The organism is Adlercreutzia sp. ZJ176 (assembly GCF_011038975.1).
In the GTDB taxonomy this organism is placed as follows: Bacteria; Actinomycetota; Coriobacteriia; order Coriobacteriales; family Eggerthellaceae; genus CAAEEV01.
Map to the genome: position 1 here is coordinate 149,153 of NZ_JAAKEC010000003.1, position 24,689 is coordinate 173,841.

The following is a 24,689-nucleotide window of genomic DNA, read 5'->3' on the forward strand; positions in this document are numbered from 1 at the left end:
GGCCGTCAGACCGCTATACTGCGGCCTTTTGCTCATCCTTGACGACAAAGCGCGCGATAACCTCATCAAGCTCCGCACGAAGCTGAGGCGAAATCTCCAGTGAAGGCGCGTCCTTGTACTTCATTTCAGCGCGATCATCATGCACAAAGTAAAGCTCTTCGTCCGTCATCTCAACCTCCTCATCTCAAATGAGCGGTGCTTTTTATCAATTCGGAGAAGCTCCTTCAAAACCTCCACGTCAGCTCGATCACCATAGCTCGCCTTAAAGCTCCTCCGCAGGGCTTCCGCAAAACGAACGTCTAAACCCTTGGCCGCATAGTACCATACACTGCCGTCATGCCCTACGACAACCCCACCGTGAACGCACTCATAGGCCGCAGCTGTCATGACGTCGGCAAACGAAGGCTGCGTGCTCGCAGGGTGGTTGTGTACGAAGAGAACACCGTTCTCGCAGGCCAGCACAGCTTTCGCCTCCCTTATGCCGAAGCCTGTCCGGCCTTCGCCTTTAGGATCGCGGCTCAGGTTGTCAGCCACCAGAGCCCCTGTGCGGGCGTCAACCGCAACGAGATACTCGAACTGCGTGCCATCGGCGCGCTGCAAGACCCGACCCGCCTGCGTATAGACGGAATGCGCAACGGCCTTCGAAACGGGAATTCTCATGAATGCATCATGGTACGCCTTTGCGTTAACGACAGGAGCCACCGAGAACGCATTTCCCCCTTTTCCCAAGCGCACAAGGGACTCATTGTGCCTCATATCTTCATCACCCGGCGTTCTTGAGGTAGGGGCCGTACCTGCCATCGGGGTACTGGGCTACGAGGCCGTCGCGCTGGGCTTGGGCGAGCCACACCATGAGCCAGGTGAGGGCGTCGTCTTGCGGACCCGCCTGGGCGGCGAGGTTCCGCAGCGCCTCCATCCCCAGAGGCTCGGCGCGCAGCGCCTCCAAGATCACCCGCGCCCGTTCGTCGCGCACGAGCGCGCCCGCCTCCCCGCGGCCCGTGCCGCCGACGTCGGGCGCCCCTGCGCGCGCGTCCTCCTGCTTGAGGCAGCCGAACAGGCTGAAGAGCTGGTCGGCGAACGTCTCGTCGTCCACCACGGGCGTAGCGCCCTGGTACAGCAGGCGGTTGGCCCCGCGCGAGTTCGCCGACGTGATGGCGCCGGGCACCACGAGCACGTCGCGGTTGGCGGCCAGCGCCTCGTCAGCCGTGGAGAACGTGCCCGAGGGCAGCCCCGCCTCCACGATGAGCGTCGCCTTCGCCAAGCCTGCGATCAGGCGGTTCCGCTCGCGGAACGCGAACGGCAGCGGCTTGAAGCCCCAGTCGTGCTCCGAGGCCACCGCTCCGCCCGCATCGACCACGCGCTGGAAGAGCCCCGCGTTCTCCGCAGGGTAGAGCTCGTCGCACCCGCCGCCGAGGAACACCACCGTCGGCGCGCCCGCCGCGAGCGCCGCCTCGTGCGCCACCGCGTCGCACCCGCGCGCGCCGCCCGAGATGATCGCGATGCCGCGCGCAGCCGCAAGCCCCGCGAAGCGCCGCGCGCAGCTCTTCCCGTACGGCGTCGCCTTGCGCGCGCCCACCACGGCCAGCCCCTCCTGGAGCGCCTCGGGGTCCCCCACCACGCGTAGGCACGCAGGCGGGTTCTCGATCACCTCGAGCGCCGCAGGGTAGCCCGCGTCGCCGCGCCTGATCTCGTGGCGCTCGCCCGAGAGCGCCGGCTTTGCCATGGGCATGTCAGCCTCCTATCCCCTCGCGCAGGCGGAAGCCCAGCGCCTCCGCCAGATGGTCCGCGCCCACGGCGTCGCGCTCGGCGATGTCGGCTATGGTGCGCGCCACGCCGAGCACGCTCACGAGCGCGCGGCCGCTCATCGAGTACGCCTGCGCCGTGGACACGATGAACGCCTCGGCCTCCGGCGAGAGCCGGCACGCCGCGATCACCTCCTGCGGCCCTCCGCGGCGCGCGCCCGCCGCCGCGCCGCCAGCCTCGGCCGCGTCGCGCGCATGCCGCCAGGCCGCGAACTCCCGGCCGCGCATGACGCCTTCGCGCAGCTGCGCCGAACTCGTCCCGCGCCCTGAATCGAGCACGCCGCTCGGATCGAGGCGCGCCACGTCGAGCTGCAGGTCGATGCGGTCCATGAGCGGCCCGCCGATGCGCCCCTGGTACTGCCTGATCTGCGGCAGCGTGCACGTGCAGGCGCGCTCCGGGTCGCCGAAATACCCGCAGGGGCAGGGGTTCGACGCCGCCACCAGCATGAAGCGCGCGGGAAACGACACGTTCCCGTCAGCGCGCGTGAGGCACACCACCCCTGACTCCATCGGCTGGCGCAGCGCCTGGAGGGCCGCGCCCTTGAACTCCGCGAGCTCGTCGAGAAAGAGGACGCCCTGGTGGGCAAGGGATATCTCACCTGGGCGCAGCGGGTTTCCGCCTCCGACGAGCCCCGCCGGGGTCGCTGAGTGATGCGGGTGACGAAACGGCCGCTTGCCCGCCAAGATGCCGGAGACGTCCTCCCCGGCCACCGAGTGCACCACCGCCGCCTCGAGCATCTCGTCTTGCCCGAGCGGCGGCAGGATGGAGGCGATGCGCGAGGCGAGCATGGTCTTGCCCGATCCCGGAGGCCCCATCATGAGCAGCCCGTGCCGGCCGGCTGCCGCTACCTGCAGCGCGCGCTTCGCCGCCTCATGGCCCGACACATCCCTGAAATCGGGGGCGGAAGCGTCGGTCGGGCGCAGCTGCGCGGCGCTCGAGCACGCCACGGGCGCAAACGGCTCCTCCGCGTGCAAGCGGCCCAGCGAGGGCAGCGCCAGCTGCACGAGGCTGTCGAGCGGCACCGCCTGCTCCCCCGAGCTCACCAGCGCAAGCCCCTGGCGCGCGGCGCAGATCCCGAAGGCGAGCGCACCCGCCACCGACCGCACGCTCCCCTCGAGCGAGAGCTCCCCCACGAAGAGCCGGCCCGCGAGCAGCCCCAAGTCCACCTGGCCCGTCGCAGCCAAGATGCCCAGCGCTATAGGCAGGTCGAACCCCGATCCCGTCTTGCGCACGTCCCCCGGCGCCAGGTTCACGACGATCTTCTCGTTCGGCATCGCAAACCCCGACGCCCGTATGGCGGCGCGCACGCGCTCGCGCGCCTCCTGCACGGCCACGTCGGGCATGCCCACGATGGCCATGCCGGGAAGCCCGCTCGACACCACAACCTCCACGGCCACGGGCCGCGCCTCCACACCCCGCAGCGTTGCACCCACGACCATGCACTGCGCGCCCACCTCTCACGCCGTCCCGAACGCGCTGATGATGTGACGCACGAGCGCCCGATCGGGCGAGACCGCCACGATGGACACCACGTCGAACCGCACGGGCAGGTCGACGTCGGTCTCGTAGCGCGACAGGAAGGCGAGCGCGATCTTCTCGTACTTGTCGCGCTTGCTCGCGCTCACCGCCTCGGCGGGGAACCCTTTGCTGCAGTTCGAGCGCGTCTTCACCTCCACGAACACGAGCGCGTTGCTGTCGCGCGCGATGATGTCAGCTTCGCCGAAGCTGCACGCCCAGTTGCGCGCCACGATGTCGTAGCCGCGGCGGTACAGAAAGCGCGCCGCGGCGTCCTCCCCGCGCTGGCCGAGCTCGCGGTTGCGCTGGCCGCGGCTCCTCCCCCTCTTCTTGGCGGCGACGTCAGCGCACCCTCGCTCCTCGGGACCGAGCTCGACGTACTCCGCCTGACTTGACCGTGCCATAGCCTGCCTCCTTGTCTCTCGCAAGGCAAGCATAGAGGCGTCGTCTGACGCGCATATGGCGCAGGTCGGGCAAAAAGGCGCGCGAACTTCGCCCGCCATGCGGCAGCCAAGTCGCGCAAGACCGGCAGCAGCGCGCCGCCGCGACGCCGGCAAGCCGCGCGCATCTGGCGCGTATCAAGCGGAGGCAGCATGCGTTTCGGGCGGAATCATCCGCGCAGCCTGGCGGAAGCTCCGAAGGCGACGAGGCGGAAAGGAGGAAGGAAGGAAGGAAGGAAGGAAGGAAAAAGGGGAAGCGAGGCGGCAAGCTGCGCCTGGGGCTCGCCCTTTGCTGCGCCCCAGGCTCGCCTCGAAAAGAGCTTCGGAAGGAGAAGAGGGCCGCTCTCCTAGAACAGCGTCGGCTGCGTGAAGGCCGTGCAGAACGACGCACGATGCGCGGGGCTCAGCCCCCGCTCCTTGATGGCGCGGATGTGCTCCTCGCTCCCGTAGCCCTTGTTGGAGGCGAGGCCGTAGCCCGGGTACTGCGCGTCGAGCTGCGTCATGAGGGCGTCGCGCTCCACCTTCGCCACGATGGAGGCGGCGGCGATCGAGGCGCACCGGGCGTCGCCCTTGACCACGTTGACCTCGCGCGCGTCCAAGTGCAGCGGGTTTCCGTCGAGCAGGATGACATCGGGGGCAACACCCGCCGCCTCGACGGCGGCCACCGCGCGCCTGAACGCCGCCGTGAGCGAGGCCGTCATGCCCGCCGCGTCGATCTCGTCCGGCTGCACGTACTGGACCGTCCACGCGAGCGCGCGCTGCCTCACCTGCGCGGCGATCGCCTCACGCTGCTCGGGCTTCACCTGCTTGGAGTCGTTGAGCCCCTCGATCACGTCGCCCTCGCGCAGCACCACCGCGCCCACCGCGAGCGGACCCGCCAGAGGCCCGCGGCCCACCTCGTCGAGCCCCACGCACACGCGCCCGCCGCGCTCGGCGGCAAGCGCGCGCTCGAAGGCGTACATGCCCGCCACGCGCTCGCGCTCGGCGGCCTCGGCCTCGAGGCGGCGGCGCGCCACCTCGACCGCGCGGCGCACGCCCTTGCGCGTGTCAGCTACCAGCGAGCGCTCGAGCACCGCGAAGGCCGCCTCGTCGGCCTCCTGCAGCTTGCGCTTGATCTCGGGAACCGTCAGGTCCAGCACGTCTTGACCTCCTTCGTCACGTCTCGCCTTGCGCCCCGCCGCGCGCGTCGCGGAAGGCGGGGCGGAAACAAGCGCCGCATGCCACCGCCCTGCGCTTCATCGCACCTCAAACAAAGAGCTCCCCCAAAGGAGAGCTCTCAGACAGGTTATGCGGCGTGAGCCTTAGCGGAAGGACTTCTCCTTGATCTTGGCAGCCTTGCCCACCTTGTTGCGCAGGTAGTAGAGCTTGGCGCGACGCACGTCGCCGCGGCGGGTGATCTCGATCTTCTCGATCTTGGGGGAATGCACCGGGAAGGTACGCTCGACGCCCACAGAGAAGCTGATCTTGCGCACGGTGAACGTCTCGCGCGAGGAAGCGCCCTGGCGGCGGATGACGTCGCCCTGGAACACCTGGATACGCTCGCGGTTGCCCTCGGTGATGCGATAGTGGACCTTCACGTTGTCGCCCACGTTGAAATCAGGGATGTCCTGCTTGATCTGCTGTTGCTCGATAGCGCGAATGATGTCCATTGTCGATTTCCTTCTATATTCCCACGGTTACACTTAAGTATCGTTTAGGTAAAGACACGATTTGAAAGCATATCACCTCATGCCGCAGTTTGCAAGCAAAACGGCACGATCAACGGCGAATTTTTCCGAAAGGCGCGTTCCTGACTGGCCTTTTCGGGCGCACAGGCGAAAGCGACGAGGCGCTCGAACCCCGCGGGCGCCTCCCCCGTGCCTCCCTCGCGCCTCCCCTACCGCTTCCCCGCCGCCGCGTGCTCGGCGCGCGCGGCTGCCAGGTCGACCGTGCGCGTGGCGATGCGCGCGGTGAGCGCCGGCGAGTGCGAGACGAGCACGATCCCCATGCCGCGCTCGTCCGCTGCCGCGACGATGAAGCGCCACAGCTGCGCCTGGGTGACCGCGTCGAGCATGGTGGAGATCTCGTCGGCGACGAGGTAGCGCGGGCCCGCGGCGAGGGCGCGCGCGATGCAGAAGCGCTGGAGCTCGCCGCCCGAGAGCTCGTGCGGGAAGCGGCGCAGCCACGCGTCCCGGATGCCGAGCGCGTCGAGCAACTCGGCCGGCACCGCGCCCGCCTCGGCGAGCGACGCCTCCATGCGCATGCGCGGGTCGAGCACGCTCTCCGGGTGCTGGCCGATCAGCTGCACGAGGCAGGCGCCGCGGCGCGGCAGGGGCTCGCCGTCAACCGTCACCACGCCGCCCTGCGGGCGCTCATATCCCGCCAAGATGCGGCAGAGCGTCGTCTTGCCGAACCCCGAGGGCGCGCTCAGGGCCACGCGCTCCCCCGGCGCCACCTCGAGCGAGAAGCCCGCGTAGAGCGCGGGGCGCCCCGCGTACCCGAACATGATGTCACGCGCCGCAAGCGTCACAGCGCCTCGCCTCCCTCGCTCGGCGCAGCTGCGGCCCCAGCCGCGCGCCGCGCGCCTGCTTCCGCAGGCCCCTCACCAGGCGCATCCGCGCTCTTCCTGCTCGTCGCGGTCCCCGCGCCCGCGCCGGCGAACGCGGCGAAGCCGTGCTCAGGCAGCGCGTGCCAGAGCGCGCGCGAGAAGGGGTGCTCGAGCAGCTCGGGCGCGGCGAAGTTCGCCACCGCCGTCTCCTCGACCACGGTGCCGTCCTTGAACACCGCCACGCGGTCGGCCACGCGCAGCGCGAGCTCGATGTCGTGCGTGATGAGCATCACGCCGCCGCCCGCGTCGGCGAACGCGCGGAAGTCGTCCATGGCGCGCACGGCGAGCTCCAGGTCGAGCCCGGGCGTGGGCTCGTCGGCCACGATCACGCGCGGCGCGTCCATGAGCGCGCAGCACAGAAGCACGCGGCGCGCCATGCCGCCCGAGAGCTCGTGCGGGTAGAGGTCCTCGACCTCGGGAGCCAGCCCGTAGCGCGCGAAGAGCTCGCGCTGCCGGCGGGCCCGCTGCGCCGCGTCCTCGCGCCGTGCCCGCCCGCGCCCGCACGCCGCGCCGCGCACGAACGCGCCCACCTTCATGAGCGGGTCGAGGCTCGCCACGCTCTGCGGCACGAGCGCGATCCCCCGCCCGCGCACACGCGCAAGGGCCGCGGCGTCCATGGGCTCGCCGTCGAACCAGATGCGCCCCGTCACCGTGGCGTTCGGCTCGAAGAGCCCCATGACGGCGTCAGCCAGAAGCGACTTCCCCGAGCCGCTCGCACCGACCACAGCCACGATCTCGCCTGCATGCACCGAGATCGACAAGCGCTCGATGGGCCGCACCTCGCGCTGCCTTGCCGCAAGGTAGGGCTCCTCGGCGTCGTACATGCGGAACGACACCGTGAGGTCCTCCACCTGCAGCAGGTGATGCCCGTGCGCATGCCGCGACGCAGGCGCGTGCGTGTGGTGGTGGTGCGCCTGCGCGTCCTCGTGCCGCGTCTGCTCGTGGCGTGCGTCCTCGTGTCGCATTCGCTCGCGCTGCGCATCCTCACGTTGCGCGTCCTCGCGCAGGGCCCTCTTCCCGTCCTCGGTCATCTTCCCCACCTGCCTACTCCTGGGCCGAGTGCGGATCGACGAGCTTGCGCAGGCTCGATCCCGCCACGTCGAACAGCATCACCACGCCGATGAGCGCCAGGCCCGGGAACAGCGCGAGCCACCAGGCGCCCGCCGACAAATACGTCATCGACTCCGACAGGATGATGCCGATGGCCGGCTGCTCGGGCGGCAGGCCGAAGCCCAGAAACGTCACGGCCGCCTCGTGGAGGATGGCGTGCGGGAACATCAGCACAAGTCCCACGAGGAACTGCGGCAGCACGTAGGGCAGCATGTGGCGCAGCGCGATGCGCACGCGCCCCACGCCGAGCTGGCGCGCTGCGCCCACGAAGCCGGCCTGCTTGCACTGAAGGATCTCGGCGCGGATCACGCGCGTGAGGCTCGGCCAGTGCGTGAGCGCCACGCCGACGGTCACGCCCCAGAACCCCTTCCCCAGCGCGAACGAGATGAGGATGAGCAGCACGATGTGCGGGACGCCCATCATGAGGTCCACGAGCCACGACACCACCGCGTCGGCGCGCCGCCCGCCGAGCGCCGCCGCCGCGCCGAGCGCCAGCGCGATCAGCGACGACGCCACCGCCGCGATCAGCCCCACGAGCACGCTGGTCGAGAGCCCCGCAAGCGTGCGCGTGAGCATGTCGCGGCCCATCCAGTCGGTGCCGAAGGGGTGCGCGAGCGAGGGCGCGAGGTTCTTCTGCGTGAAGTCGGTGGCCGTCGCCGCGTCGAAGCAGGCCAGGCCCGCGCCCACCACGCACGTCAAAAGCAGCGCCGACGCCGCGCATGCCAGAAGCGTCGCGCGGCGGTTCGCCATGCGCCGCGCCCGCGGCCGGTGGAAGGTGGTGACGGCGCTCATCGCGCACCTCCCCTTCGCCGCATGCGCGGGTCGACCACGCCGTAGAGCACGTTCGCCGCCAAGTTGCCGCCGAACACGAGCGCCGCCGACACGAGCGCAATGCCCGCGAGCAGCGCCACGTCGCCGCCGAGGCCCGCCGTCACGGCCGCCTGCCCGAGCCCCGGGTAGGAGAACACCTGCTCGACGAGGACCGACCCGCCGAAGATCTCCGAGATCTGCGCGAACTGCAGCGTGATGGCGGGAAGGACCAGGTTGCGCAGCCCGTGGCGCCGCGCGACCTGCCAGGTGCTCATGCCGCGCGCCCGCGCGAAGCGCACGTAGTCGCTCTCCATGACGTCGATCGTCTTCTCGCGCGTGTGCAGCGCCACGTTCGCCACCCCCACCACCGACAGCGTGATGGCGGGCAGCGCGATGTGGTGCAGGGCGTCGAGCAGCGTCACGTCGGCGGCGGCCTTGCCCACCGGCACCGAGAAGCCGAGCGGGAACCACCCCAGCCCCACGGCGAACACCATGAGGAACAGCAGCCCGATCCAGAACGTCGGGCTCGCCGCCAGCACGAAGCAGTAGCCCTTCACCAGCTTGTCCGCGAGGCTGCCGCGGCGCACGCCCGCGAGGACGCCGAGCGCAAAGCCGATCACCCCGCTCGCCACCCAGGCGATCGCCATGAGCGCCAGCGAGTTCGCGGCGCGCGCGGCGATCACTTGCGCCACCGGCGCGTTGTAGCGCAGCGACGTCCCCATGTCGCCCTGCAAAAGCGCCGACGCCCAGCTGAGGTAGCGCTCGGGGAGCGGCGTGCCCACGCCCCAGTACGCGTCGAGCTGCGCGCGCTTCTCGGGGCTCATGGAGAGGAGCGCCGCCTGCCCCACGTTCGCCTGCACGGGGTCAACCGGCGAGAGGCTCACCAGCGTGAACACGACCACGCTCACCGCCGCCATGAGCAGCAGGAACCTGAGCGCGTTATGTAGGATGTACTTCGCCATGGCGCGCTATCGTAGCATAAAAGCTAGCGCCATTCCCACTTGTCGACGTTGTTGACGAGCGACCACCCGTGGCCGTGCGGATGCGGCTTCTGCTCGGCCACGTGCAGGCCCGTGCGCTGGAAGTACAGGTGGTCGACGTTGGCGAGCCACACCCACGTGGAGGCCGCCTGAGGCGCCACACCCGTGTGAGTCTCGGAGTCCCACTGGGCCTTCTGGTAGAACGCGTAGGAGTCCTCGATGTCCGTCTGGGCGAGCGCGGCGTCGAGGTTGGCGTCCACCTCGGCGTTCTCGTAGCTCGCGTAGTTGCCCCAGCCCTTCGAGTGCGAGAGCTCGTAGAGCTCCACCGGGGCGTTGGAGCCCCAGCCCCACAGCACCGGGTCGCTGTACTGGTGGGGGTAGATGTCGTCCCAGCTCGCGCCCTTGACGCTCACCTCGATGCCGAGCTTCTTGCACTGGTCGGCGAAGTCGGCGGCAAGCGCCTGGCGCGTGGAGTCGCCGGCGGAGTAGTACAGGTCGAACGCCGCGCGGACGCCGTCCTTCGCGCGGACGCCGTCGGCGCCCGCCGTCCAGCCGCCCTCCTCGAGCATCTGCCGCGCGCGGTCGGGGTCCACCTCGACGCGCATGTCGGACGACGACCACGGCATGCCGTCGCCGACGCTCCACGCCTCGGTGCCGTAGCCGTTGAGCACGTGCTCGATCATGCGCACGCGGTCGACGCCGTAGTTGAGCGCCTGGCGCAGCGCGAGGTCGCACGTCACGTCGTTGCCCACCTGGTAGGTCGTGCCGTCCCCCTCCGCCTTGTCGGGGCTGCCCGCGGGCACGCACGGCAGCGAGATGCCGCGCGAGTCGACCGTCTTGCAGTCGAGCAGCTCGTAGCCTGCCGGAGCGGCGCCGGCGAGCGTCGCCGAGGTGTACGCCACGTCAACCTGGCCCGACTGCGCCGAGGCCAGAGACGCGTCCTCCTCCATGAACAGCACCACCACGCGCTTCATCAGGGGCGCTTCGCCGTAGTAGTCGGGGTTGGCCGCAAGGATCACCTGCTGGCCGCGGTCCCACTGCTCGAGCACGTAGCGGCCGGACCCCACGGGGTTTGACCCGTAGTCGGCGCCGTAGGCGTGCGCGGGCACGATGCCCACCACGGCGAGCGTATACAGGAGCGCGTTGTTGGGCTTGGCCATGGCCAGCTCGACCGTGACGGCGTCGAGGGCGCGCGCCTCGCGCACCGACGACAGGTCGGCCTCGGCCGCCTCGTTGTTGATGATGCCGTTGACGGTGAACGCCACGTCCTCGGCCGTGAGCGGCTGGCCGTCGGTGAACCTCACATCGTCGCGAATGGTGAACGTCCAGGTCATGCCGTCGGGCGCGCACTCGTAGGAGGTGGCGAGGTCGTTTTTGAACTCGAGGTTGACATCCGTGGTGATGAGCGTGGACTGGATGAGCGGCTCGTGCACGTGCTCGCCGCAGCCCCAGGAGTACAGAGGGTCGAAGCCGGCAGCCGGCTCGGAGCCCGGGGTCATGGAGACCACCACCTGGTCCTTCGTGCCCGCGTCACCCGCGGCGCCCGCCGAGGAGGCGCTCTGGCCGGAGGATCCCGCGCCCGCGCAGCCCGAAAGCGTGCCCCCGAGGGCCGCCGCCAAGGCGCTCATGCCGGCGACCTTCACGAACGATCGACGCGTTATCTCGGACATGTCCCGCTCCTTCCCTCGCACCCTGCGTACCGGCCACGCGGGCCGGCGCAGGGTGTTACCAATTCCATATGCGTAACACAGTATAGCAGGGAACGCCGACGGTGGTGTTACGAATTTTTGATCGGTAACCTGCGACGGGCGCGAGCGGCAAGGGGAAGCGGCAGGCGGAGGATCGCGCGGGCGGAAAGCCGCGGTCGAGACGCGCGAACGACAGGCGGCGCGAAAGGCAGGCGGCAAGCCGCCGCAGCTGAAAGCGCCGACGCGTCAGATCGCGAGCAGGAGCGCGTAGGCCGCCACGCCGGCGACCGCGCTCCACAGAAGCGAGCGCGTCTTGGCGGCGACGAGGACCACCACGAGCGCCGCGACCAGGGGCACCGCCGCGGGCCAGATCCCCGCGGCGAACATGCCGGGCGAGAGCAGGTCGTTCGCCACCAGGGCGGCAAAGGCGGCAGGCGGGATGAACCCGAGCGCGCGGCTCAGGGCAGGCGGCAGCTCGCGGCCCTTGAGGAAGAGCAGGGGCAGCGTGCGGCACGCGAGCATGCACGCGCCACAGATGACGAGCACCATCCAAAACTCTTCCCAGCTCACGAGCGCTCCTCTCGCCCCTGCTCGCCGGATGCGGCGCGGGCGGCGGCCACGATGCGCCGGTCGCGCGCGCCCGCGTACGCCATGGCGCCCGCCACGCCGAGAAGCGCGCCCACCAGGATGGCCGGGCCGGTGAGGCCCGCGGCCTTGCACGCGTACACGCCGAGCATCGCCAGCACGATGGCCACGATGTTCGCCGAGGTCATCTTCTGCGTGACGAGCAGGCAGATGAAGATGGACGTCATGGCGAACGCCGCGATGTCAAGCGGGATGCCGATGGCGCTCCCCACCAGCACGCCCACCACGTTCGAGACGGTCCAGGAGGTCTGCGAGAACAGGTTCACCATAAGCGCGCGGTCAACCGACCAGCCGCCCTCCGCGAACTTGGCCGTAGAGACGCCGTAGCTCTCGTCGGTCACGGTGGCCGCGAAGAAAAACGCGAGGCGGCGGCTCACGTTCTGGCACTCCGGCGCGAACGACGCCGCGTAGAGCATCTGCCGCGTGTTCACGAGCGACACGCTCGCGATGATGGAGGCCAGAGGCGAGGCCGCCAGGTACATGTTCGGGATCATGAACTGCCCCGCACCCGAGTAGAACAGCGCCGAGAGCAGAAGCACCTGCAGGGCGTCGAGGCCGATGGAGTCGCACAGGATGCCGCAGGGGATGCCGATGGCGACGTAGCCCAGCATGATGGGCACCGCCGCGTGGAACGCGTCTTTGATGTGGTCACGGGTAAACATAAGCCTAGCCATTATAGCCGTGCGGCCCGCCGTTTCCAAATTATTCCGCGAAAGGCGGCGAGGCCCTGGCGCGGCCCGCCGTGACTCGCCGCGGCCCGCTGCCGCCCTGCCACAGCCCGCCGCCTCTCGCCGCGGCCGCTAGTAGTGGATCGAGCTCGGCTCGAACAGCAGGCGGAACTGGCTCTTGGCGTAGCGGTCGGTCATACCGGCCACGTAGTCGGTCACGGCGCGCAGGTCATCCCCCGCCGAGATCGCCCGGTACTCGGCGGGCACCTCGCCCACGTGCTCCACGTAGTAGGAGAACAGCGCCTCGATCAGGCGCTGCGCCTTCTCCACCTCCTCGAGCACCACGCTGGCCTGGTACACGTTGTCGAACAGGAAGGCGCGCAGCTCCATCATGGCGTCCCACACCGGCGTGCTCATGCGGATGTCGTCCTCGCGCGCCGAGGTGACCACCATGTCGGTCACGAGCGTCTGGATGCGCGAGGAGTGGTCGGGGCCGAGCAGCGCGTGCGTGGAGGCGGGCAGGTCGCGCTCGCGCAGGACGCCCGCACGGATGGCGTCGTCGATGTCGTGGTTCACGTACGCGATGCGGTCCGCCACGGCCACGATGCGCCCCTCGAGCGTCTCGGCGCGCTCGCACCCGGTGTGGTGCACGATGCCGTCGCGCACCTCGGGCGTGAGGTTCAGCCCGCGCCCGTCGTTCTCGATCACCTCCACCACGCGCAGCGACTGCTCGTTGTGCCGGTAGAGCGCCGCAGCCTCGGGCGAGGCGGGGTCGATGCCCCGCAGGCGCGCCAAACAGCCCGCGAGGGCGTCTTCGCCCGTGTGCCCGAAGGGCGTGTGCCCCAGGTCGTGCCCGAGCGAGATGGCCTCGGTCAAATCCTCGTTCAGACCGAGCGCCCGCGCGATGGTGCGCGCGATCTGCGCCACCTCGAGCGTGTGCGTGAGGCGCGTGCGGAAGTGGTCGCCCTCGGCGGCCAGGAACACCTGCGTCTTGTGCGACAGCCGCCTGAACGACTTCGTGTGCAGGATCTTGTCGCGGTCGCGCTGGAAGTCGCCGCGCAGCATGTCAGGCTCCGTCGAGCGCTCGCGCCCCTCGCTCTCGTCGGAGAAGCACGCGTCCTCCGACAGGTTCACGTGCTCGAGCTGCTCGCGATCCTCGCGGTAGACGATGCGCATCTCTCACTCCTTCCTGTAAGCCTCCGCCAGCTTGCGCGGCGGGAACGCGCCGTGCTCGGTGATGATCTTGCAGACGAGGTCAGCCGGCGTCACGTCGAAGGCGGGGTTGAGCACGTCGACGCCGGGGATGGCCTCAGGGCACACCTCCGAGGCCGCGCGCTGCTCGATGGGGATGTCCGCGCCCCGCTCGAGGCTGAAGTCGATGGTCGATGACGGGGCCGCCACGTAGAAGGGGATGCCGTGGTGCGCCGCGAGCACCGCTACGCCGTACGTGCCGATCTTGTTGGCCACGTCGCCGCGCGCCGTGATGCGGTCGGCGCCGACCACCACCGCGTCGACGAGCCCGGCAGCCATCGCCGACGCCGCCATGTCGTCGCAGATGAGCGTCACGGGCACGCCCGCACGCGCGAGCTCCCACGCCGTCAGGCGCGCGCCCTGCCCCACCGGGCGCGTCTCGTCGGCGTACACGCGCTCGATCTTGCCCTGCTCGGCGGCCGCGTACACCACGCCGAGCGCCGTGCCGAAGAAGGAGGTGGCGAGGCTGCCCGCGTTGCAGTGCGTGAGCACGCGCGCGCCTTCGGGCAGAAGGCCCGCCCCGTGCGCGCCGATGGCGCGGTTGGCCGCCTCGTCCTCGGCGGCGAGCGCCCGCGTGAAGTCGAAGAGCGCGTCAGCCACCTCGCGCGGCCCGGAGCCCATGTCGAGCGCCGTGCGCGCCACCGCGCACGCGCGGCGCACGGCCCACGAGAGGTTCACCGCCGTCGGGCGCGCGTCGGCGATCATGCGCGCCGCCAGCTCGAGCGCGTCCCAGTAGAGGTCGGGGTCGAAGTCGCGCTCGTCGAGCACGAAGACCCGCTCGAAGTCGCCCGCGTCGGCGCGGTGGTCGTCGGCGCGCGCCCACACGAACTCTGCCGCGCGCAGCGCCACGGCCGCCGCTCCCGCGATGCCGATGGCAGGCGCCCCGCGCACGCGCAGCGCCTTGATGGCCTCGATCACCTCGCGCCAGTCGAAGATCTCGCAGTACACCTCGCGCGAGGGAAGCTGCGTCTGGTCGAGCAGGCGCAGCGCGGGCACGAACCCCTCGACGCCCGCAGCGCGCTGCCCCGTGCGCACGAGCTCGACGGTGCGCGGCAGTCGTTCCAAGTGAAGTTCCATAGCAACCATTCCCCCGAGAAAGTCAGCCAAGGTAAAACACACCCCATTTTAGCGCAACTGAGGAGAAACGCACCCCGCAGGCCGCTCCCGCCTCAAAAAGAAGCGCCCCCGCAGGGGCGCTTCCTGATGAAGCAGAATTCAAGCCGCCTCCCCGCGGCGTCAAAGCCGCGCGGACGCGCCTACTTCGAGGCGATCGCCGCCTGGGCAGCCGCCAGACGCGCCACCGGGACGCGGTAGGGCGAGCAGCTCACGTAGTCGAGGCCGATCGCGTTGAACGTGTGGATGGAGTCCGGGTCGCCGCCGTGCTCGCCGCACACGCCGCACATGATGTCCGGATTGCCCTCGTGCCCGAGCTCGACGCCCATCTTCACCAGCTTGGCGACGCCGGCGTCGACCGTGGCGAACGGGTTGTAGGGCAGCAGGCGCTGGCTGAGGTACTGCGGCACGAACTCAGCCTCGACGTCGTCGCGGCTGAAGCCGAACGTCGTCTGGGTGAGGTCGTTGGTGCCGAAGGAGAAGAAGTCGGCCTGGGTGGCGATCTCGTCAGCGGTGACGGCCGCGCGCGGCAGCTCGATCATGGTGCCGATCGGGATCTCCAGCTCGACGCCCTGCTCGGCGGCCACCTCGGCGATGACCTTCTCAGCCACGCCGCGCAGCTTCGCGAGCTCGGCCTTCACGGACACGAGCGGGATCATGATCTCGGGCTTCGGGTCGAGGCCCTCCTTCTTCAGGCGCGCCGCGGCGGTGGCGATGGCGCGCACCTGCATCTCAGGCAGGATGGGGTACACGATGCCGAGGCGGCAGCCGCGCATGCCCAGCATCGGGTTCTGCTCGGCGAACGAGTCGATCTTCTCCATGAGCTCGCGCCTCTCGGCGATGGCGGCCGCGTCGGCGCCGGTGGCCTCCATGCGGGCGATCTCCACGTCGAGCGCGCGCGGGCTCTCGAGGAACTCATGCAGCGGCGGGTCGAGCAGACGGACGATCACCGGCAGGCCGTCCATGGCCTTGAACATGCCGTAGAAGTCGCCCGACTGGGCCTCGAACAGGTCGTTCACGGCCTTCTCGCGCACGAGCTCGTCCTCGTTGAGGATGAACGTCTGGATGATCTGCTTGCGGTCGCCGAGGAACATGTGCTCGGTGCGGCACAATCCGATGCCCTGCGCGCCGAAGCTGCGGGAGAGCTCGGCGTCCTCGGGGTTGTCGGCGTTGGCACGCACGCCGAGCGTGCGGAACTCGTCGGCCCACTCGAGGATGGTGTCGAGGTCGCCCGTGAGCTCGGGCATCACGAGGTCGACCGCGCCGAGGACCACGATGCCCGTGGTGCCGTCGATGGAGATCATGTCGCCCTCGCGGACCACCAGGTCAGTGCCGGTGATGGCGGCCTCCTTCTTCTCAGCGTCGATCTTCAGGGCCTCGACGCCGCACACGCACGGGGCGCCCATGCCGCGCGCGATGACGGCGGCATGCGAGGTCTTGCCGCCGTGCGAGGTGAGGATGCCCTCGGCGGCGATCATGCCGGCGAGGTCGTCGGGCGTGGTCTCCCAGCGCACGAGCACGCACTTGCGGCCCGCCTCGGCGGCGGCCACGGCGTCGGCGGCGGAGAACACGGCCTCGCCCACGGCAGCGCCCGGGGAGGCGTTCAGGCCGCGGGCCACCACGTCGTAGGCGGCGTTCTTGTCGAACTGCGGGTGCAGGAGCTGGTCGAGCTGGTCAGGCTCCACGCGGCCGACGGCCTCCTCCTTGGTGATGAGGCCCTCCTTCTCCATCTCGATGGCGATGTGGAGCGCGGCGGCGGCGGTGCGCTTGCCCACGCGGGTCTGCAGCATCCAGAGCTTGCCCTGCTCGATGGTGAACTCGATGTCGCACATGTCGCGGAAGTGGTTCTCGAGCGTGACGAAGATCTCCTCGAGCTGGCGGCCCGCCTCCTCGAGGCCCGCGACGTTCTTGAGCTCGGCGATGGGGCTCGTGTTGCGGATGCCCGCGACCACGTCCTCGCCCTGGGCGTTCACCAGGTAGTCACCGTAGAACTCCTTGGCGCCGTTGGCGGGGTTGCGCGTGAAGGCCACGCCCGTGGCGGACGTGTTGCCCTTGTTGCCGAACACCATGGACTGCACGTTCACGGCGGTGCCCAGATCGTCGGCGATCTTGTTCTTCTTGCGGTAGAGGACCGCGCGCGGGTTGTTCCAGGAGCCGAACACGGCCTCGATGGCGAGCTTCAGCTGGATCATCGGGTCCTGCGGGAACTGCACGGTGCCGTCGACCACGAGCGACGGGTACGCCTCGGCGCTCACGTTCTCGGTGAAGATCTTCTTGAACTCCACGACGAGCTCGGTGAGGTCATCGGCGGTGAGGTCGGTGTCGGAGGCCACGCCGCGGTCGTTCTTCATGGCCGTGATGGCGTTCTCGAACAAATCGCCGTCGAGGCCCATGACCACGTTGGAGAACATCTGGATGAAGCGGCGGTAGGAGTCCCAGGCGAAGCGCGGGTTCTCCGTCTGCTTGATGAGGCCGTTGATGGACTGGTCGTTGAGGCCCAGGTTGAGCACCGTGTCCATCATGCCCGGCATCGACATGGGCGCGCCGGAGCGGACCGAGACCAGCAGCGGGTCCTCCGCGTCGCCGATCTTCTTGCCCATACGCTTCTCGAGGTCCTCACGATACTCGTGGATGGTGTCAAGCGCCCCCTCGGGCCAGGTGTTGTCTGCATTGGCGTACTCCATGCAGGTCTGGCACGTGATGGTAAATCCCGGAGGAACGGGCAGGCCGATGTTGGCCATCTCGGCGAGGTTCGCGCCCTTGCCGCCGAGCACCGCCTTCATGTCGGTGTTGCCCTCGGTCACGTTGTTCCCCTGGGCGTCCTTGCCAAAGGCGTAGACGCGCTTCACTTCTTCGCTCACCTTTTTCTCCTTATAATGCGTTGCACCAAAAGTGTGCGGTTGCCTACCTGCGCGCCCCACCTCCCGGCCGGGAGCGCGCATTGGAAATCCAGACCCGGTAAACGAGTCCTAGTCAATAGTACCAGTTAGCGGGGGGTGCGAGCGCTCGTAGTACCGTAAAATTTCCTGAGCGGTCTCCTCAACGGCGCGTTTTTCGGTGTGTACGATAATGCAGCCGAGCTGCCGCATGAGGGCGCGGGCGCGGTCGAGGTCCTCGAAGACGTACTCGAGCTCGGCGTAGCGGCCCGCCACGAGGCTCGCCTTGCCCGTGCCGAGCCGGCGCTGGCGGATGTCGACGAGCACCTCGGCCGTGGTCATGAGCCCGAACAGCCGCGTGCGGTCGACGTCGTAGATCTCGCGCGGCGGGGTGGTGGACGGGTCGAGCGGGATGTTCGCCACCTTGTAGCCCTGCTGCGAGAGGTAGATCGACAGCGGCGTCTTCGACGAGCGCGACACGCCGATGAGCACGATATCGGCCTCCGTGAGGTCCTGGGGGTTGCGCCCGTCGTCATGCTCGATGGTGAACTCGATGGCCTCGATGCGGCGGAAGTAGTGCGGGTCGGCCACGCGCAGCGAGCCCGGCTTGGAGGCGGGCTTGAGGCCGCTCATGCGCGCGATCGCGCCGACCGCGCCCGTCATGAGGTCGACCGCCACGATGTTGGGGTGCTCCTCCAAATACGCGAGCATGCCGCGACGCACGTCGTTGCTCACGAGCGTGTAGAACACGAGCATCTCGTCGTTGCCGAGGTCGTCGATGTGGTAGTGCACGTGCTCGTCGAGGAAGTCGCTGATCTCCTCGCAGGTCTTCACCTTCGACAGCGTCTCGATCTTGGGATTCATGACGCCGAACTGCGCGGCGGCGGCGCGCGCCACCGCCTGGGCGGTCGCGCCCACCGAGTCGGAGATGATGTGGATGGTGGGGATGCGCGCGGCGCGCTCCTTGGGGCTGTGGTTCTCCATGAGAGGCTCCGATCTCACAGGTCCAGCAATGACGGCAAGCAGGCGGGTAAGCGGATGAACGGGCAGGCAGGCGAACGAGCGGGCAGGCGGCAAGCGAAGAGGGGCCCGCCCCCGGACGCGGCCGGGGGCGGGCGGTGCGGGCTACTTCTTGGCCATGAGGCCGAAGTCGGCCACGTGGGCGAACACGCCCACGAAGCGGTTGAGCAGGCGCAGGCGGTTCGCGCGCAGCGCCTCGTCGTCGGCCATGACCATGACGTCCTCGAAGAAGCGATCGACGGGCGCCCGCAGCGCGGCGAGCGCGCGCAGGGCGGCGGCGTAGTCGTCGGCCGCAAGCGCCGCGGCGCAGGCGCCCTCGGCCGCCTCGACGGCGCCCACAAGCTCGCGCTCGGCGGCGTCGGCGAGCAAGCCGGCGTCGACGTCGGCGCCGAGCGCCTCGTCGCGCAGGTTGTTCGCGCGGGCGAAGGCCGTGGCCAGGTCGTCGAACGTCTCGCGCTCGGCGCGGCGCGCCACCTCGAGCGCGCGCACGCGCCTCACGAACTCCACCGGCTCCTGCACGCCCGCGGCGAGCACGGCGTCAACGGCGTCGGCGCCCATGCCGGCGTCGCGCAGCATGACCTTCGTGCGCGTGACGAAGAAGTCCACCACCTCGGCGCGCACGGCCGCGCGGTCGAACGCAAGGCCCGCCTCGGCGTAGGCCGCAAGCGACGCGTCGATGGCGGAGAGCAGCGACGCCTCGAGCGCGCCCTCCTCAGCGAGCAGCATGGTCATGATGCCGAGCGCGCTGCGGCGCAGGGCGAACGGGTCGGACGAGCCCGTGGGGCCCTGGCCTGCGGCGAACAGGCCGCAGATGGTGTCGAGCTTGTCGGCCGTGGCCACCACCTTGCCCACGAGCGACGCGGGGGGCTCGTCGCCCGAGAAGCGCGGGCGGTAGTGGTCGCCGATGGCGCACGCCACCTGCTCGCCCTCGCCCGAGGCGAGCGCGTAGTAGTAGCCCATGACGCCCTGCACGCTGGTGAACTCCACCACCGCGCCCGTGACCAGGTCGGCCTTGCACAGAAGCGCCGCGCGCTCCGCGTCGGCGGCGTCGGCGGCAGGCAGCTGCGCGTCGGCGGCGAGGTGGGCGGCCACGCGCGCGATGCGGTCGGCCTTCGCGCGCATGGTGCCGAGGCTCTCCTGGAACACCACCTCGTCGAGGCGCTCCACGTAGTCGGCGAGCGGGCGCTTGCAGTCCTCGTCGTAGAAGAACTTCGCGTCGTAGAGGCGGGCGGCCACCACGCGCTCGTTGCCGTCGACGATGTTGGCCTCGAAGGCCGGGTCGCCGTTGGACGTGATGAGGAACTTGTTGGCGAGCGTGCCGTCGGCGTTGAACAGCGGGAAGTAGCGCTGGTGCACGAGCATGGCGTCGACGGTGATCTCCTTGGGCACGGCCAGGAACAGCTCGTCGAAGGTGCCGACCATGACGGTGGGGTACTCGGCGAGGTTCACGACCTCCTCCATGATCTTGGCCGGGAGCTCGGCGACCAGGCCGGTTGCCGCCTCGGCGGCGCGCACCTGCTCGCGGATGATGGCCTCGCGCGCGTCCTCGCTCGGCACCACGAAGGCGCCGCGCAGCACGTCTGCGTACTCGTCGGCGCACGCGACCTCATGCGGGCCGGGGGCCAGGAAGCGATGGCCGCGCGTCAGGCGGTCGGCGGCGAGGCCCGCCCACTCGACCGGCACCACGTCCTCGCCGAACAGCGCCAGAAGCCAGCGCACCGGGCGGCTGAACTGCTCGGAGCGGCTCCCCCAGCGCTGGGTCTTGGGCCACGAGATGGCACCGATCACGCCCTCGAGCACCGCCGGGAGCAGCTCGACCACGTCGCGCTCGGGCGTGCTCTTCACGGCGTACACGTACTGGGTGCCGTTCTCGTCGCGCAGCTCGAGGCTCGACGCGTCAACGCCCTTGCCGCGCGCGAACCCGAGGGCGGCCTTGGTGGGGTTGCCCTCCGCGTCGAACGCGATCTTTGCCGCGGGGCCGCGGAACACCTCCTCGGTGGCCTCGGTGCGCGCGGGCACGTCGTGCGCCACCACCGCGAGGCGCCGCGGCGTGGTGTACACCTCAACCTCACCCGCGGGGATGCCCTCGGCGTCGAGCGCGGCGCGGAAGAGGCCCTCAAGCTTCCCCGTGACCGCGTGCAGGTCAAACGCCGGCAGCTCCTCGGTGCCGATCTCGAAAGCAAGCGTCTTGTTCGCCATCTCCCCTATGCCTCCTTCTCGTCTTCGGCAGCCGGCGCCGCGCCCGCCACATGCTCCAGGTAGCTCGCGCAGCACGCCTTCGCGATGGTGCGCACGCGCAGGATGTAGCCCATGCGCTCGGTCGCCGAGATGACGCCGCGGGCGTCGAGCAGGTTGAACGCGTGGCTGCACTTGAGCACGTAGTCGTAGGCCGGGAGCGGCAGGCCCTGCTCGAGCACGCGGTTGCACTCCGCCTCGTAGCGGTCGAACTCGCCGAAGAGGAGCTCGGTGTCGGCCACCTCGAAGTTGTAGGCCGAGAACTCGCGCTCGTTCTCCAAGAATACGTCGCCGTAGGTGAACACACGACCGTCGTCGCCGCGGCTCCACACGATGTCGTACACCGAGTCGACGCCCTGGATGTACATGGTCAGGCGCTCGAGGCCGTAGGTGATCTCAGCCGGCACGGGCCGGCACTCGAAGCCGCCCACCTGCTGGAAATAGGTGAACTGCGTGCACTCCATGCCGTCGATCCAGACCTCCCAGCCCAGGCCCCAGGCGCCGAGCGTCGGGCTCTCCCAGTCGTCCTCGACGAAGCGCACGTCATGCTCCTCGACGTTGATGCCGATGGCGCGCAGGGAGTTGAGGTAGAGCTCCTGCACGTTGTCGGGCGAGGGCTTCATGATGACCTGGAACTGGTAGTAGTGCTGCAGGCGGTTGGGGTTCTCGCCGTAGCGGCCGTCGGTGGGGCGGCGCGACGGCTGCACGTAGGCGGTGCGCCACGTGCCCGGGCCGAGCGAGCGCAGGGTGGTGGCGGTGTGGAACGTGCCCGCGCCCACCTCGTTGTCGTAGGGCTGCAGCACGACGCAGCCCTGGTCGGCCCAGTAGCGCTGCAGGTTCATGATGACGTCCTGGAACGTCGGCGGCATGCCCTGCGCGGCTGCGCCGGCTCCGCCCGTTGTTTCCGTTGACATGGCTCTCCTCGAATATGTCACGTGTGCCACTTCGCGCGCAGTGGCCGCGCCTGTCTCCTTGCGTCAGCCCTCGGACGAGAGCAGGCCGAACCGGCTGAGCGGCCAGTACGTGAGCACTGCCTTGCCGGTGACCGTGGAAGCGTCGATCGCGCCGAAGTAGCGCGAGTCCTGCGAGTTCGTGCGGTTGTCGCCCATGACCCACAGCTCGCCCTCCCCCACGGTGTAGGGGTAGGTGACGTCCTCGCCGTAGGCCGGGGTGAGCGGGTAGGAGGGGAGGTTGCGCGTGTAGGGCTCCACGAGCGCCACGCCGTCGACCACCACGCGCCCGTCGATGAGCTCGACCGTCTCGCCCGCGGTGGCGATCACGCGCTTGATGAGGACGCGCGAGGGGATCTCGGGGTCGGCGAAGGTGACGATGTCGCCGCGCTCGGGCTCGCCGAGGTAGTAGCTGACCTTCTCGGAGAACACCATGTCGCCGGTCATGATGGTCTCCTCCATGGAGCCCGACGGGATCTCGTAGGCTTGGAACACGTACGTGCGCAGGCCCCACGACAACGCGACGATCAGGGCGACCATGCCCAGCAGGGACACGAGTCGGCGTCCGATGCTCGGCTTGTGCGCGTCAGCGTGTTGACCGGAGTACATGTGGGCTCAAGCTCCCCTTTCAGAAAAACGCGCCGCGCCGCAGGCGCAAACGCGTGGAGTCGACAGGTTGCAGTAATCGCTTATGATAGCGCTTCGGGCCTAACTCCCCTGCTCACCTGCTAAAGTCTCCAGAAATTCCCGATCAGCGGGCGTAAGGTTGCCCGCGCGCTCGGCCTCCTCGAGCAAGTCGGGGCGCCACCGCGCCGTGCGCTCGAGGCTCATGTTCCGCCGCCAGCGCGCCACCGCGCCGTGGTCCCCCGAGAGGAGCACGGCCGGCACCTCCTGCCCGCGGAAGCTCGCCGGGCGCGTGTACTGGGGGTACTCCAGAAGACCGCTCGTGAACGACTCGTCGACGGGGCCGTCGGGGGCGCCGAGCACGCCGGGCAGCTTGCGCACCACCGCGTCGATCACCACCATGGAGGCGAGCTCGCCGGAGGTGAGCACGTAGTCGCCGAGCGATATGACCTCGTCGGCAAGGACGTAGGCGCGCTCGTCGATGCCCTCGTAGTGCCCGCAGATGAACAGCAGCCGCTCGCGCTGCGCCAGCTCGGAGGCGTACGCGTCGTCGAAGGGGCGGCCCTGCGGGGCAAGGAAGATGACGGTAGGCCTTGCATGCCCGGGGGCGTCGGCGCGCTCAGGGGAGCCCTCCCCGCAAGCAACGGCAGAGCAGCCCTGCTCCGCGGGCGGGGGTGTGCTCACCAAGCGAGTTCCGCACGAGCCGAAAGCGCCTGTGGCGCTTTCGCGCGAGCAGGACTGTCTGAGCGACTGAGCATTCCCCCGCTCGTGGAGCAGGGCGGCGGAAACAGGGGCGAAAGCACTTGCGCCGACTATGTCCTCGTAGGCTTCGAAGATGGGCTCGCACTTCATCACGAGGCCGGCGCCGCCGCCGTAGGGGTCGTCGTCGGTGGTGCGGTGCCGGTCGTGGGTCCAGTCGCGCAGGTCATGCGCGTGAAACGCGATGATCCCCTTGTCCTGGGCGCGCTTCATCATCGACGACCCCATGACCGAGTCGTACATGCGGGGAAACGTGGAGAGCGTCTCGATGATCACAGGCGGCCTCCTCACAGGTCGAGCAGGCCGGCCGGACAGTCGAGCTCGATGCGGCGCGCGTCCTCATCGATGCGCACGACGAACTCCTCCACGAGCGGCACGAGCGCGGGCGAGCCGCCCGCGCGCGCCACCACGAGCAAAGGCTGCAGCGGGCGGTCCTCCACGGCCTCGACCTCGCCCACGCGCCCCGCGCGCACGTCATGCACGCTCCACCCCTCCCACGAGGGCAGGTCGGACGCGGCGTCAGGCGAAGGGAGGTCAACCTCGTCGCGGCGCATGAGGCAGTGGCAGCCCACGAGCAGCTCGGCCACGTCGGCGGTCTCGACCTCCTCGAAGAACACGAGCGCCTCGCCCTCGGAGCGCGGTGAGATGCGCGCGACGGTCACGTCGCGCGGGGCGTCGAGGACCGGCGGCACCAAGGCGACGCGCGCGCCCTCGGACAGCAAAAGAGGAAGGCCCGACGCAGCACGTGCGACGAGCCCTCCGTTCAGGTTTTTCGTATGCGCCAACGTGGCGACATCAATCCAGCTGCGCATCTAGTCGATGAGCTCCACTTCGACGGGAGCGCCCGAGCGCGACGCGGCAGCGCGGGCGAGCGTGCGAACAGCCTTGATGACACGGCCCTGACGGCCGATGACTTTGCCGGCATCCTCCTCGTTGACGCGAATCTCAACGACGATGGCGCCGTCCTCAGCCTCGTCGGCAGTGATCTCGAGGTCCTCCTCGAACTCGATCAAGGGGCGGACGACCGCGTCCACCAAGCCCGCGAGATCCTCTGTCAGCTCAGACATGGCTTACGCGTCCTCGCGCGCGCCCTTGAGCAGACGAGCGACGGTGTCAGTGGGCTGAGCGCCGTTGGCGATCCACTTCTCAACCTTCTCCATGTCGAACTTCACCGTGGCAGGCTCGGTCAGCGGGTTGTAGCGGCCCACCTCGTCGATGAACTTGCCGTCGCGCGGGGCGCGCGAGTCGGCGACGACGATGCGGTAGTACGGGCGCTTCTTGGCGCCATGGCGAGCGAGGCGAATCTTAACAGCCATGAAGTGTGACTCCTTCTAAAAAATACTCTCATTCGATATAGGCATGCACTGCTCACGCAGCACAGCGAAAACAGCAATTGTTTATTCTACGGCTCACACGAACATTTTGCAAGAGAGCTGTGGCAAATTGACCGTCCGACCACCCCACGAGCACAAACCGAGCCGCAACTTGCGTCAACGGACGCGCCCCTCCTCGGACTTGGCGCTCCTTCTTGACGCAGAAGCGGCCCCGCTGATCGTCCCTGAGGCCTCGCTTTCACCGACGGTCCCTTCCTCTGCGCAGGACGCGATCCGGATGT

Annotated in this window: 25 protein-coding genes; all 25 read right to left on the reverse strand. The window is 69.4% G+C overall.

The features are described from left to right. Positions 1-13: 13 nt before the first annotated feature. A complete protein-coding gene (locus tag G7Y50_RS02480) occupies positions 14-169 on the reverse strand; it encodes a hypothetical protein (RefSeq protein ID WP_165048172.1) in 156 nt (51 codons plus the stop codon). Further along, complete coding sequence (locus tag G7Y50_RS02485) at positions 166-702, reverse strand: hypothetical protein (RefSeq protein WP_165048166.1); 537 nt, start codon at positions 700-702, stop codon at positions 166-168. Before G7Y50_RS02485 ends, G7Y50_RS02480 begins: the two co-directional genes overlap by 4 nt. A 61-nt stretch (positions 703-763) precedes the next feature. Further along, the gene (locus tag G7Y50_RS02490; protein WP_165048159.1) at positions 764-1,729 is read right to left on the reverse strand and encodes a DNA-processing protein DprA; all 966 of its coding nucleotides are present in this window, start codon (positions 1,727-1,729) and stop codon (positions 764-766) included. Position 1,730: 1 nt separating this feature from the next. Beyond that, complete coding sequence (locus G7Y50_RS02495; RefSeq protein WP_165048150.1) at positions 1,731-3,242, reverse strand: YifB family Mg chelatase-like AAA ATPase; 1,512 nt, start codon at positions 3,240-3,242, stop codon at positions 1,731-1,733. An 18-nt stretch (positions 3,243-3,260) separates the two neighbouring features. Continuing rightward, complete coding sequence (locus G7Y50_RS02500) at positions 3,261-3,722, reverse strand: YraN family protein (protein WP_241156409.1); 462 nt, start codon at positions 3,720-3,722, stop codon at positions 3,261-3,263. Between the two features lie 383 nt (positions 3,723-4,105). Beyond that, positions 4,106-4,894 carry a ribonuclease HII gene (locus tag G7Y50_RS02505; RefSeq protein WP_165049239.1) on the reverse strand — a complete coding sequence of 263 codons (789 nt, stop codon included), beginning with the start codon at positions 4,892-4,894 and terminating at the stop codon, positions 4,106-4,108. 165 nt (positions 4,895-5,059) lie between these two features. After that, positions 5,060-5,407 (reverse strand): 50S ribosomal protein L19, encoded by a 348-nt coding sequence (gene rplS / locus G7Y50_RS02510; protein ID WP_165048132.1) that lies wholly within the window; start codon positions 5,405-5,407, stop codon positions 5,060-5,062. A gap of 227 nt (positions 5,408-5,634) precedes the next feature. Next, positions 5,635-6,243 (reverse strand): ATP-binding cassette domain-containing protein, encoded by a 609-nt coding sequence (locus tag G7Y50_RS02515; protein WP_165049228.1) that lies wholly within the window; start codon positions 6,241-6,243, stop codon positions 5,635-5,637. 20 nt (positions 6,244-6,263) lie between these two features. Beyond that, positions 6,264-7,376 (reverse strand): ATP-binding cassette domain-containing protein, encoded by a 1,113-nt coding sequence (locus G7Y50_RS02520; RefSeq protein ID WP_165049207.1) that lies wholly within the window; start codon positions 7,374-7,376, stop codon positions 6,264-6,266. 13 nt (positions 7,377-7,389) lie between these two features. Beyond that, the gene (locus G7Y50_RS02525; protein WP_206214738.1) at positions 7,390-8,247 is read right to left on the reverse strand and encodes an ABC transporter permease; all 858 of its coding nucleotides are present in this window, start codon (positions 8,245-8,247) and stop codon (positions 7,390-7,392) included. Then, a complete protein-coding gene (locus tag G7Y50_RS02530; RefSeq protein ID WP_165048125.1) occupies positions 8,244-9,227 on the reverse strand; it encodes an ABC transporter permease in 984 nt (327 codons plus the stop codon). The genes G7Y50_RS02525 and G7Y50_RS02530 overlap by 4 nt, the downstream gene beginning before the upstream one ends. A 23-nt stretch (positions 9,228-9,250) precedes the next feature. Continuing rightward, the gene (locus tag G7Y50_RS02535) at positions 9,251-10,915 is read right to left on the reverse strand and encodes an ABC transporter substrate-binding protein (RefSeq protein WP_165048119.1); all 1,665 of its coding nucleotides are present in this window, start codon (positions 10,913-10,915) and stop codon (positions 9,251-9,253) included. 264 nt (positions 10,916-11,179) lie between these two features. Further along, a complete protein-coding gene (locus G7Y50_RS02540) occupies positions 11,180-11,482 on the reverse strand; it encodes an AzlD domain-containing protein (RefSeq protein WP_165049193.1) in 303 nt (100 codons plus the stop codon). Positions 11,483-11,499: 17 nt separating this feature from the next. Next, entirely contained in the window at positions 11,500-12,240 is a 741-nt protein-coding gene (locus G7Y50_RS02545) for an AzlC family ABC transporter permease (RefSeq protein WP_165048116.1), read from the reverse strand. Between the two features lie 138 nt (positions 12,241-12,378). Continuing rightward, positions 12,379-13,422 carry a deoxyguanosinetriphosphate triphosphohydrolase gene (locus tag G7Y50_RS02550; protein ID WP_165048113.1) on the reverse strand — a complete coding sequence of 348 codons (1,044 nt, stop codon included), beginning with the start codon at positions 13,420-13,422 and terminating at the stop codon, positions 12,379-12,381. 3 nt (positions 13,423-13,425) lie between these two features. Beyond that, positions 13,426-14,562, reverse strand: a complete 1,137-nt coding sequence (mtnA, locus tag G7Y50_RS02555; RefSeq protein ID WP_241159489.1) for an S-methyl-5-thioribose-1-phosphate isomerase — start codon at positions 14,560-14,562, stop codon at positions 13,426-13,428. Positions 14,563-14,753: 191 nt separating this feature from the next. After that, positions 14,754-17,471, reverse strand: a complete 2,718-nt coding sequence (gene ppdK, locus G7Y50_RS02560; protein WP_165048108.1) for a pyruvate, phosphate dikinase — start codon at positions 17,469-17,471, stop codon at positions 14,754-14,756. 108 nt (positions 17,472-17,579) lie between these two features. Then, the gene (locus G7Y50_RS02565) at positions 17,580-18,470 is read right to left on the reverse strand and encodes a pyruvate, water dikinase regulatory protein (RefSeq protein WP_165048103.1); all 891 of its coding nucleotides are present in this window, start codon (positions 18,468-18,470) and stop codon (positions 17,580-17,582) included. A 141-nt stretch (positions 18,471-18,611) separates the two neighbouring features. Continuing rightward, positions 18,612-20,705: a glycine--tRNA ligase subunit beta gene (gene glyS / locus G7Y50_RS02570; RefSeq protein ID WP_165048099.1), complete on the reverse strand. Its 2,094-nt coding sequence runs from the start codon at positions 20,703-20,705 to the stop codon at positions 18,612-18,614. 5 nt (positions 20,706-20,710) lie between these two features. Further along, entirely contained in the window at positions 20,711-21,655 is a 945-nt protein-coding gene (locus G7Y50_RS02575) for a glycine--tRNA ligase subunit alpha (protein ID WP_165048096.1), read from the reverse strand. Between the two features lie 63 nt (positions 21,656-21,718). Beyond that, positions 21,719-22,300, reverse strand: a complete 582-nt coding sequence (lepB, locus tag G7Y50_RS02580) for a signal peptidase I (protein ID WP_165048091.1) — start codon at positions 22,298-22,300, stop codon at positions 21,719-21,721. A 99-nt stretch (positions 22,301-22,399) separates the two neighbouring features. Further along, positions 22,400-23,350 carry a tRNA (guanosine(37)-N1)-methyltransferase TrmD gene (trmD, locus tag G7Y50_RS02585; RefSeq protein ID WP_165048084.1) on the reverse strand — a complete coding sequence of 317 codons (951 nt, stop codon included), beginning with the start codon at positions 23,348-23,350 and terminating at the stop codon, positions 22,400-22,402. An 11-nt stretch (positions 23,351-23,361) separates the two neighbouring features. Beyond that, positions 23,362-23,886, reverse strand: coding sequence for a ribosome maturation factor RimM (locus G7Y50_RS02590; RefSeq protein WP_165048054.1), 525 nt, complete (start codon positions 23,884-23,886; stop codon positions 23,362-23,364). Beyond that, complete coding sequence (locus G7Y50_RS02595; protein WP_165048042.1) at positions 23,887-24,141, reverse strand: KH domain-containing protein; 255 nt, start codon at positions 24,139-24,141, stop codon at positions 23,887-23,889. It lies immediately after the preceding gene. 3 nt (positions 24,142-24,144) lie between these two features. After that, positions 24,145-24,390, reverse strand: coding sequence for a 30S ribosomal protein S16 (gene rpsP, locus G7Y50_RS02600; RefSeq protein WP_165048032.1), 246 nt, complete (start codon positions 24,388-24,390; stop codon positions 24,145-24,147). Positions 24,391-24,689 lie beyond the last annotated feature (299 nt).

What these genes read in the sequence shown, in the direction of transcription:
- G7Y50_RS02575 (WP_165048096.1), bottom strand. Translation starts at nt 21,655, where the DNA reads ATGTCAACGGAAACAACGGGCGGAGCCGGCGCAGCCGCGCAGGGCATG.
- G7Y50_RS02535 (WP_165048119.1), bottom strand. Translation starts at nt 10,915, where the DNA reads ATGTCCGAGATAACGCGTCGATCGTTCGTGAAGGTCGCCGGCATGAGC.
- G7Y50_RS02515 (WP_165049228.1), bottom strand. Translation starts at nt 6,243, where the DNA reads ATGTTCGGGTACGCGGGGCGCCCCGCGCTCTACGCGGGCTTCTCGCTC.
- G7Y50_RS02595 (WP_165048042.1), bottom strand. Translation starts at nt 24,141, where the DNA reads ATGTCTGAGCTGACAGAGGATCTCGCGGGCTTGGTGGACGCGGTCGTC.
- G7Y50_RS02590 (WP_165048054.1), bottom strand. Translation starts at nt 23,886, where the DNA reads ATGCGCAGCTGGATTGATGTCGCCACGTTGGCGCATACGAAAAACCTG.
- G7Y50_RS02525 (WP_206214738.1), bottom strand. Translation starts at nt 8,247, where the DNA reads ATGAGCGCCGTCACCACCTTCCACCGGCCGCGGGCGCGGCGCATGGCG.
- G7Y50_RS02480 (WP_165048172.1), bottom strand. Translation starts at nt 169, where the DNA reads ATGACGGACGAAGAGCTTTACTTTGTGCATGATGATCGCGCTGAAATG.
- G7Y50_RS02495 (WP_165048150.1), bottom strand. Translation starts at nt 3,242, where the DNA reads ATGGTCGTGGGTGCAACGCTGCGGGGTGTGGAGGCGCGGCCCGTGGCC.
- lepB (WP_165048091.1), bottom strand. Translation starts at nt 22,300, where the DNA reads ATGTACTCCGGTCAACACGCTGACGCGCACAAGCCGAGCATCGGACGC.
- G7Y50_RS02565 (WP_165048103.1), bottom strand. Translation starts at nt 18,470, where the DNA reads ATGGAGAACCACAGCCCCAAGGAGCGCGCCGCGCGCATCCCCACCATC.
- G7Y50_RS02545 (WP_165048116.1), bottom strand. Translation starts at nt 12,240, where the DNA reads ATGTTTACCCGTGACCACATCAAAGACGCGTTCCACGCGGCGGTGCCC.
- rpsP (WP_165048032.1), bottom strand. Translation starts at nt 24,390, where the DNA reads ATGGCTGTTAAGATTCGCCTCGCTCGCCATGGCGCCAAGAAGCGCCCG.
- G7Y50_RS02520 (WP_165049207.1), bottom strand. Translation starts at nt 7,376, where the DNA reads ATGACCGAGGACGGGAAGAGGGCCCTGCGCGAGGACGCGCAACGTGAG.
- G7Y50_RS02550 (WP_165048113.1), bottom strand. Translation starts at nt 13,422, where the DNA reads ATGCGCATCGTCTACCGCGAGGATCGCGAGCAGCTCGAGCACGTGAAC.
- G7Y50_RS02490 (WP_165048159.1), bottom strand. Translation starts at nt 1,729, where the DNA reads ATGCCCATGGCAAAGCCGGCGCTCTCGGGCGAGCGCCACGAGATCAGG.
- G7Y50_RS02530 (WP_165048125.1), bottom strand. Translation starts at nt 9,227, where the DNA reads ATGGCGAAGTACATCCTACATAACGCGCTCAGGTTCCTGCTGCTCATG.
- G7Y50_RS02540 (WP_165049193.1), bottom strand. Translation starts at nt 11,482, where the DNA reads ATGGTGCTCGTCATCTGTGGCGCGTGCATGCTCGCGTGCCGCACGCTG.
- rplS (WP_165048132.1), bottom strand. Translation starts at nt 5,407, where the DNA reads ATGGACATCATTCGCGCTATCGAGCAACAGCAGATCAAGCAGGACATC.
- G7Y50_RS02500 (WP_241156409.1), bottom strand. Translation starts at nt 3,722, where the DNA reads ATGGCACGGTCAAGTCAGGCGGAGTACGTCGAGCTCGGTCCCGAGGAG.
- glyS (WP_165048099.1), bottom strand. Translation starts at nt 20,705, where the DNA reads ATGGCGAACAAGACGCTTGCTTTCGAGATCGGCACCGAGGAGCTGCCG.